The 231-nt window shown below is 58.9% G+C and carries 1 protein-coding gene; it reads right to left on the reverse strand.

What is annotated here, in order from left to right:
- Positions 1–231: hypothetical protein (locus tag COE49_RS27070; protein ID WP_176551496.1), on the reverse strand; the 231-nt coding region annotated here is incomplete at both ends.

The raw sequence follows: 231 nt of genomic DNA on the forward strand, positions 1-231 counted from the left end.
AACGCCCGTAGTCCCAGTAGCCCCAGTAGGTCCGGTAACGCCCGTAGTCCCAGTAATGCCAGTAGGTCCTGTGGCTCCCGTAGTCCCAGTAATGCCAGTAGGTCCTGTGGCTCCCGTAGTCCCAATAATGCCAGCAGGTCCAGTATCTCCTGTGGCTCCAGTAACACCAGTAGGTCCGGTAACGCCCGTAGGTCCAGTATCTCCTGTGGCTCCCGTAGTCCCAGTAACGCC

This window comes from Bacillus sp. AFS029637 (assembly GCF_002584985.1).
Taxonomy (GTDB): domain Bacteria; phylum Bacillota; class Bacilli; order Bacillales; family Bacillaceae_G; genus Bacillus_A.